Origin of the sequence: Chitinophaga sp., assembly GCF_035761305.1 — a bacterium.
In the GTDB taxonomy this organism is placed as follows: domain Bacteria; phylum Bacteroidota; class Bacteroidia; order Chitinophagales; family Chitinophagaceae; genus Chitinophaga.
The window spans coordinates 1-8806 of record NZ_DASTRI010000066.1 but is presented as its reverse complement, the minus strand read 5'-3'; the positions used below and the strand labels follow the sequence as shown (position 1 = coordinate 8806).

Genomic DNA, 8806 nt, shown 5'->3' with positions numbered 1-8806 from the left:
AGCAGCCCCTCTTCCTTGTATTTCAGTAACGTTGTTATCACCTGCAGGGTTTTTCCCAGGCCCATATCATCGGCTATTACTGAGCCAAAGCCTATTTGCGCATTGCGGTACAACCATGAGTAGCCTCTTTGCTGGTAGGGGCGCAGCTGCGCGTGAATGCCTGCAGGTAAAGGAACTTCCTGAACCTGGGTAAGCGTTTTTATAAGATCCCTTACTTCACCGGTCATATTTACTTTGGCGCCGTAATAGTCGCTGCTTAAAGCTGCGCGCAGCAGCTGAAAGCCGGATAGCTTTTTGGCGGCGCTGAAATGGGTGTGCAGTTTTTCCAGCTCGGCTTTGCTTACATAAATGTATTGCGATTTGTATTTGATCAGCGTGTCGGACCTGCGCAGTAATTGTTTGAACTCCGCTTCATTCAGTAATGTATCGCCAATGGCTATTTGCCAGTCAAAATCCAGCAGCTCATCCAGCCGCAGGAAAGATTTTCCTTTTTGGGCCGTAAGCTTAATGCTTGGCTGTGGCTTTAGTACCTGCTGCAATGCTTTAGGCAGTAATACATCAATATCCAGCAGCTGGATGGCGGGTATCATCTGCAAAAGAAAGGTTGTAAAAGCAGCATTGTCCATCACTATTGGTGTATCGGCTCCTTCATTAATATAGGCGTCAAGCCCGTTAATGAAGCCGCTTAGCTGCGTGAGGGATTGCAATACCTGGAACCGCTGCCTGGCGAATTTGTTGCCGGAAAGTATTTCCTGCAGTGGCATGTGGCCTTGCAGCGGTTTGTTTTTATCACTGATATTAATGCTGATAGAGAAACGTTCTGCAGTAGTTTCTTCCACTACCACCTGTGGCTTATAAGCGGCTGCTGTAAGGTAGTATTTTTGCAGCCATGCCTGTATGCCGCCGCTGAGCGTGGCTTCCGCCGGGGCTTTAAAAGCATGGGAGGCCCTGGAAAAGAACAGGTCCAGCAACAGGTCGTCTGTATCTTTTTCCTGCAGCATGGCCACCAGGTCTGTCAAAAAAACAGCCAGCAGGTTAATGGCAGTATCTTTATTTATAGCAACCTGCTTGCTGCTTTCCTGCAACCTGAAAATTCCGGGAGGCTGCATCTCCTGCAGCTGAGTTATTAATACTCTTACTGGTTCGCTTAGCATAGCCGGCAGCCAGCGGATGGAAAAATTATGATCGGGTTGCTGTACTATTTGCGGTACTACCCCGCCATTAGCGAGCAGATGCAGCGCAAGGTACAATGTGGTGTGCAGGAAGGCGGTAGCCGGCTGATAGTCGGGAATGCCGGCAGCGGGTATTTGCAGCAGCTGTACCAGGAGATCCGGTAAGGAAACAGCAGTGCCGTTTATTAATGCGGACGGCCGCAGTTTTTCATTCACAACAATTTCAGGCTGACTATGCGTATCAATAGAGGGCTCGCTTTTCGGGGCTTTACCTGCCGCCACTTCAAGACTGGCCTTCCCCTGTAATATTTTCTGTGCTTTTTTCACTGAGCGAACCAGGCAGGCTGCATATTTATCCCTGAAATTGCCGCCCCCGGGATAAAAAACAGGGTAATCGGCCAGCAGGGCGATCAAAGGCTCGTGCAGCGGCTTTAGCGCAGCGTATGAAAGTTTACGGTATGCATTTTCGGGGTTGTAAACAGCAGGTTTGCTTTTTTTCTTTGGCTCCTCAAAATACAGGTCTGCAATGAAAGGTATGGCGGTATTTTCCTTTGTTACAAAAACTTGCCGCCTGTTTAATTCATTAACCAAATCAATATTGTGGAGGCTGAACACCAGGAAAGGATCATTATCGATTGCAGTGCTTACTTTATAGATAACAGCGGCCAGGTGCTTACAGGGAACAGCCCAGTCGGGGCAGCTGCATGTCATTTTAAGATCGGACCACTGTCTTGGAAATACTTCCAGCCCCATTTTTTTGCTTAGCTCCAATACTTCGGGGGCCAGCTCGCGGTTCAGCAGCTTTGAAATAACTGCCGGCTGCTGCGTTAGCCGGTCTATAAAAGCGTTCAGCGCAAAATCATCAAAAGGAGGCAGGGTAATGGTTACGTTATAGGGCCTGGGCCGGCTGCCACTTACTTTGGCGTTTATTTGATTGCCATTAATATCTATTGTTGTAACAGCGCCTTTCCGTGCATAACTGCTGCCTCTTGGAAGGCGGTTCTCAAAATCGATATTATTTAATGAGTTGAGCCATTGCCGGCCCCACCATGTTTTTCCAAACGCCTGAGCCATGAACGGATAATTTGGGGGCAAATATATCTAATTGGCAGGCAGAGGCCAAGCCAGCCCATTCACCTGCATTCAGGGCGTCCGCTCTCATCTGCACATCCGCACGCCACCATCTGCACATTTGCACATCCGCTCAGTCTTCTTTCCGTTTGAAGTCGCCGCGTTTCCAGGCCTGTATAAACTGCGCCCAGGCCAGCGGGTTAAAGATATTCTGGGGCGCCTGCTGCCCGGCGTAATAGAGTGATTGCGCCTGCTTTTGCATGTACATGTTTACGGCTTCGCGTCCGTCAACCGGCATATAACGCGCCAGGGCCCGCATTTTGGCAGCTTCGGTGTTTTTACGGGCTATTTCATAGGCATCGTCCGGTATATCATCGCTGATGAATGCTTTTTCAAATTCCTCCCGGGTAGGGTAGGGCCTGATGATGGTTACCGGCAGGTAAGTAGTGTCCTCCACCATCAGCTGTATCATGGAAAAATTATTCCCTTTCAGGTCGGTTGGTATGCGAAAGGTTTTTTTCTTGAAGCCCACGGCGCTGAACACCAGGCTATCTCCCTTAAAAGCTACAATAGAAAACACGCCCTGGCTGTTGGAAATAGTACCGCGGCCCTGTCCTTTTACCAGCACGCTTACTGCCGGTATGGCCCGCAGGCTGTCGGCCGTCATGGTAATACCGGAAATCTGTATAATGCTGTCTTTGAACTGCGTGAACTGAGCTTTCAGCAGGAAGGGAAATAGTAAGAAAAAAAATAACAGTATGTAGGAGCTATATTTTCGCATGCCGGTCCTAAGATAAAAGAATTTGCCCAATGTTCCGCGGCCTATGCCCACATTGACAAAAACTATAATTTATCGTCCAAATTAACCCCCGATTAGGTTAACTTTGTAGCCTGGAATCAAATTTAACAACAATTTATGATCACAAAAGAGCAGGTGTTACAGGCTTTGAGCAACGTGGAAGAACCCGATCTTGGCAAAGACCTGGTAACGCTGAACATGGTGAAAGACATAGCAATTGACGGGAACAAGGTATCGTTTACCGTGGTGCTTACCACACCCGCCTGTCCGCTGAAAGATATGATCCGTAATGCCTGCGTTACCGCCATTCATTTAATGGTAAGTAAAGATGCGCAGGTGCAGGTGAACATGACCGCCAAGGTGAACTCGAACCGTAAAGACGGTAAATCTATATTGCCCAATGTAAAGAACATTATTGTAGTGGCTTCCGGCAAAGGCGGCGTAGGTAAATCTACCGTAGCAGCCAACCTGGCCCTGGCGCTGGCAGAAGGCGGCGCTACCGTTGGTTTGATGGATGCCGATATTTACGGTCCCTCTGTACCTATTATGTTTGGCGTGCGCGGTGAAAGGCCTATGATGACCAATGTGGAAGGTAAAGGCATGATTGTGCCGCTGGAAAAATATGGCATTAAGCTGATGTCTATCGGGCTGCTGATAGATGAAAAGCAGGCCGTGGTATGGCGCGGTCCCATGGCCAGCAGCGCCCTGCGGCAGTTCATTACAGATGTGTACTGGGGCGAGCTGGATTACCTGGTAATAGATATGCCGCCCGGCACCGGCGATATTCACCTGACCCTGGTGCAAACCGTACCGGTTACCGGGGCTGTAATTGTAACCACCCCGCAGGATGTGGCGCTGGCGGATGCCAAAAAAGGCATCATGATGTTTAACGGACCGCAGGTGAATGTGCCTATCCTTGGCCTGGTAGAGAACATGTCTTACTTTACGCCGGCAGAGCTGCCCAACAATAAGTATTACATTTTTGGTAAAGATGGTGGTAAACGCCTGGCGGAGGATATGGAAATTCCTTTCCTGGGACAAATACCGCTGGTGCAAAGCATACGCGAAGGCGGCGATGAAGGCGAGCCGGTAATGGCAGGTAAAGACAACATTACCCGGCAGGCGTTCCTGGAGTTTGCCGGCAACGCCGCCCGCAGCATAGCCATGCGCAATGCCAATATGGCGCCCACGAAGATTGTAGAAGTAGTGCTTTAAAAAATAAAAAGTAAAAAAGTAAAAATTAAAAACCGGCCTGGTTTTTTTAATTTTTACTTTTTTACTTTTAAGCTTTACCCCATGCATGTTCCCAAAATTAACCAGGAAACAAACTGGCAGGAGATTGCCGGATTTATCCGGCATAACAGCTTTGGTATGCTCATTAATGTAGCTGCAGGCACGCCGCTGGCAACACATATTCCTATTGAGCTGGAAGAAAGGGCAGATGGCGCTGCGGTGCTGAAAGGGCATATTGCAAAAGAGAACCCGCAGTGGCAGGCTTTCGGCAACGGCCCGGGCCTGGCCATATTTACGGCGCCGCATGCCTACATTTCATCCTCCTGGTATGAGAAAGGAAAGATACCTACCTGGAATTACATTGCCGTGCATATTTACGGCCCTATGCGCATTTTAACAGACCAGGAAATGCTGGCTTCCCTGGAGCAGATGATGAACCGCTATGAAGCGGCCTCGGAACACCCGGTAAGCCTGCACGACATTCCTGGTAAAGAGCTGCACAATAACCTGAAAGCCATTGTAGGTTTTGAGCTTACTGTTGCCGATGTACAGGCCCGCTACAAGCTAAGCCAGAACAAGAACGATCATGATTATTACAGTGTGATCCGCCATCTGAAACAGCGCGGCGATGAAGGCGCGGTAAAAATTGCGGAGGAAATGGAGAAAAGAAGGGAAAAATGATGTGCAGATCTGCATATTTGCACATCTGCACATCCAACACTTCCTTTATTGCACACTACATTATAAACGGCCTTCCTCCTGCCATTACTTCCTGTTTGTTTTCGTCAAAGGTGGCTTTTTCGCCGGTGCGGAAAGCGGCATTGCCCATAATGAGCGCAATGGAATGCGAATAAGCGGCTTCAATAGGCGCATTGGTTTCCTTACGGGAACGTACACACTCCATCCAGTTACGCACGTGGCCGTTGGTTAACGGATCGGCGCCGGTATTGGCGCTGGTAACGGTTTTGTTGCCGGTAGGCAGCGTCATGTCGGGCAGCAGGTTGGCGTGCATGCCCATTTCCTGCGCGGCTCTTTCTGTTAATCCGCCGGTGTGGCTTATTTTGTTAGTGGCCATATCAATGGTGCCGCCATTGGAATAATAGATCTCTTTAATGCCGCCGGCAGAATTGTGAAAGCGGGAGCTGTACATTACCTGGAAACCACTGGTAGGATCGTCCTGCGGGCCGTATTCAAATACGGCGGTTAAGGTATCGGCGTTTTTGCGCCCGTCTTTCCATACGTAAATGCCGCCGTTGGCTACGGCGGTGCGCGGGTGTTTAAGGCCGCTGAACCAGTGCACGGTATCGATCTGGTGCGTCATCCACTGCCCGAATATACCGCTGGAGTAAGGCCAGAACAGGCGGAACTCCAGGTATTTGCGCGGGTCCCAGCTGTCGTGCGGGCGGCCGGCCAAAAAGCGTTTCCAGTCGGTGTCAGATTCGCGGATAGACTTTACCAGGTCGGGCCGGCGCCAGCGGCCAGGCTGGTTTACGTTCCAGGTCATTTCTACCATGGTGATCGGTCCGAACTTGCCTTCCTTTATAAAGTTGGCGGCTGCATGGTAGCTGGCACCGCTGCGGCGTTGTGTACCTACCTGGAATATCTTACCGGAGCCTTTTACCGCCTTCAGCGCATTGCGCGCATCTTCCATGGTTTCTGCAAAAGGTTTTTCGCAGTACACATCCATTTTATGGCCAACGGCTTCTATGGTATGGTAGGCATGCTGGAAATCGGCTGTGGCAATAATCACCGCGTCCAGGTCTTTATTTTTATACAGCTCGTCGTTATTCACACAGGCCTGTACGTTATGGCCGGTTTTATTTTCCAGGAAGGCCTTGCCTTCTTCACGGCGGCGGCTCCAGATATCAGATACTGCAATGAGGTCGAAGTTCAGCTCCTTGTTATTGGAAAAAAAACAGGGCAGCAATGTCTGGCGGGCGCGGTCGGAGAAGCCTACCAGTCCTACATTTACACGGTCATTGGCGCCCAGTATGCGGGCATAGCTGCTGGCCGGCATGCCCATGGCGGTAAGGGTAATGCCTGCGCCGCCCATCAGCGATTGTTTCAGAAATTCGCGACGTGATTTTTTCATATGATAGACAATTTTTAAAAGCTGCCGGCAGTAGCCTTTAGCTGATTACGTTTTGTTATTTAAGTATTAAATGGCTTTTTAAATATGCCCGGCCGCAGGCTGCAGCCGCTGCCCGCTACTCTTCATATGCTTCCTCCAGCTGCGCCTGCAGGTATTCGCGCGCGGGGCGGCTTTGCGCCGCCATGTTTTCCCAGCGGCATTCGACCATAATGCGGCCTTCAAAACCAATGCGGTGCAGGGCGGCAAAGTAGGGGCGGAAATCTTGCTGCGCCACGCCGGGTGCGGCCCTGTTTTCCCTTTCTGCAATGTGGCAGTGCACCAGGTTACCCCAGGCGCTATCGATATGCGCGGCCGGCTCGTTTTCTTTCAGCATATGGTAAATATCTGCAGTAAGCTTGAAATTGGGATGGTGAATGGCGTTTACCACTTCATTGGCCTCCTGCAGGGTATTAATGAAATTGGTTTCTGTGCTGTTCAGGTTTTCCATGGCAATAGTGCGCCCGTAACGCGCAGCTACATCGGCCATTTTACGGCAAAGCGCAATAAACTGTTTTTTTACTACCGCGGGATCAGCGCCGTCCGGTACCCTGCGGGCCTCGCCGCTGCCCAGCACAATCAGCTGTATGCCTGCTTTTTGTGCGCGCTGCATTACCGTATCTATATAGCCCAGCACCCGTGACTCGTTTACTTCGGGGCCTACGATTTTAATGGTGCCGGGTATAAAGCCGTTGCAGGTTTGCACTTTGCACCGGGTATGCTGCAGGTCGGCCAGCTGCCTTGTAAATTGTGTGTCGCTGATGGCGGGCGCCAGCAGGTGGCTTACGCCTTCCTCAATATACCGGTACCCGGCTCCGGCAAACAGGCTGTCGTTCTTATAGCTGTTACAAACGCCGATAGATGGCAGTTTTTGTGCATTCGATTGCAGTATGGGCCAGATGAAACAACAAAGCAATAAATAATAAAAGCGTGTTTGCATGGTAGTTTTTTCAGTGAACGTGGAGGGTGCCGCCGCGTGGGACTGTTCATAAGCGTGTGAATATCAGGTCCTGCAAAGCTGTTAACCCCTGAGTTTTCAATTAACTTTCAGTTGGATAAGTTAATAAGTAAATCCGGAACATCAAAATTTAAATGGCCTGCGGTTCAAAAACCGCGCTATCCACAGCTTACACGAAAATTTGTGAAAAAATGATCTGCTGAATTTGCCAAAAATAGCGGAACTTTAATAGTGAGTCTGATTTTGCCAACAGTAACCAGCATGCAAGAACAAACAGGTAACCCAAAGATATTACTTTCAGGAAGCTTTCCTGTTACGCTATGCAGCGGATGGTATTTTAACAGCCAGGAACCGGATCAAATATTTCAATCACCTGCAATGATTAAGTTTTACTTAACTTTGCGCCCCAAATTTAACTGACTATGAACCGACAGGAACTAGTGGGCCTGATCAAGGAAAGACAATCTTATCTGTGTGTTGGCCTGGACACGGACATACACAAGATCCCAAAGCACCTGCTTTCACATGCCGACCCGGTATTTGCCTTTAACAAAGCGATTATTGACGCTACCCGCGATGTGTGTGTGGCCTACAAGATCAATACGGCTTTTTACGAATGCATGGGTATGCGCGGATGGGAAAGCCTGCAGCGGACAGTGGAATACATTCCTTCCGGCATTTTTACTATTGCCGACGCCAAACGCGGCGACATTGGCAACACGGCCACCCAGTACGCCAAAACGTTTTTTGACACCTATAACTTCGATGCTGTTACCGTAGCTCCCTACATGGGCCGCGACAGCGTGGAGCCTTTCCTGCAATTCACCGAAAAATGGGCCATTGTGCTGGGGCTTACCTCCAACGAAGGCGCCCGTGATTTTCAGCTGCAGCGCGCCGGTGACGAATACCTGTACGAAAAGGTGATACGCACTACCATGGAGTGGGGCACGCCGGATAACCTGATGTTTGTAGTAGGCGCTACCCAGTCGTCACAACTGGCCGCCATACGGCAGCTGGCGCCGGATAACTTTTTCCTGGTGCCGGGCGTAGGCGCGCAGGGCGGCAGCCTGCAGGAAATATCTTCCCTGGCCATGAACAAAGATTGCGGCTTGCTGGTAAATGCCAGCCGCGCCATTATCTACGCCGGCAACGGTGAAGATTTTGCCGTAGATGCCCGCAACGCCGCGCTGCACTACCAGCAGGAAATGGCGGAATATCTTTCGCAGGCAGTATCGCCGGTGTAAGTAAAGGAAGTGATAAGCATACTGGTAATAAAGAAAGAAGCAGGCCATTGACCTGCTTCTTTTTTTATGTGCGCCCGGTATGATCATAAACTTGGAGGTGCAAGTCCTCTACGGGCCTTGATAGTGGGAACCGTTAGCCAAAGGCAAGGGTGTCCACCGCGAGGTGGAATCTGAAGAAAGCCGGCGGCAAAATCCCGGTTC

Annotated in this window: 7 protein-coding genes; 3 read left to right on the top strand and 4 right to left on the bottom strand. The window is 50.1% G+C overall.

The features are described from left to right. The coding region (locus tag VFS25_RS06415; protein WP_326461299.1) for an SNF2 helicase-associated domain-containing protein at window positions 1-2246 on the bottom strand (2246 nt) is incomplete at its 3' end. Window positions 2247-2376: 130 nt separating this feature from the next. Next, window positions 2377-3024, bottom strand: coding sequence for a carboxypeptidase-like regulatory domain-containing protein (locus VFS25_RS06410; RefSeq protein WP_326461298.1), 648 nt, complete (start codon window positions 3022-3024; stop codon window positions 2377-2379). 135 nt (window positions 3025-3159) lie between these two features. On the opposite strand from VFS25_RS06410, the gene VFS25_RS06405 reads away from it, so the two are divergent. Beyond that, window positions 3160-4257, top strand: coding sequence for an Mrp/NBP35 family ATP-binding protein (locus VFS25_RS06405; protein WP_326461297.1), 1098 nt, complete (start codon window positions 3160-3162; stop codon window positions 4255-4257). Window positions 4258-4338: 81 nt separating this feature from the next. Then, window positions 4339-4956 (top strand): FMN-binding negative transcriptional regulator, encoded by a 618-nt coding sequence (locus tag VFS25_RS06400; protein ID WP_326461296.1) that lies wholly within the window; start codon window positions 4339-4341, stop codon window positions 4954-4956. Between the two features lie 55 nt (window positions 4957-5011). Here VFS25_RS06400 and VFS25_RS06395 read toward each other — a convergent pair whose 3' ends face one another. Then, a complete protein-coding gene (locus tag VFS25_RS06395; protein WP_326461295.1) occupies window positions 5012-6367 on the bottom strand; it encodes a Gfo/Idh/MocA family oxidoreductase in 1356 nt (451 codons plus the stop codon). Window positions 6368-6482: 115 nt separating this feature from the next. Next, the gene (locus tag VFS25_RS06390) at window positions 6483-7343 is read right to left on the bottom strand and encodes a sugar phosphate isomerase/epimerase family protein (protein ID WP_326461294.1); all 861 of its coding nucleotides are present in this window, start codon (window positions 7341-7343) and stop codon (window positions 6483-6485) included. 440 nt (window positions 7344-7783) lie between these two features. Between VFS25_RS06390 and pyrF the strand changes: the two genes are divergently transcribed. Continuing rightward, window positions 7784-8605 (top strand): orotidine-5'-phosphate decarboxylase, encoded by an 822-nt coding sequence (pyrF, locus tag VFS25_RS06385; RefSeq protein ID WP_326461293.1) that lies wholly within the window; start codon window positions 7784-7786, stop codon window positions 8603-8605. Window positions 8606-8806 lie beyond the last annotated feature (201 nt).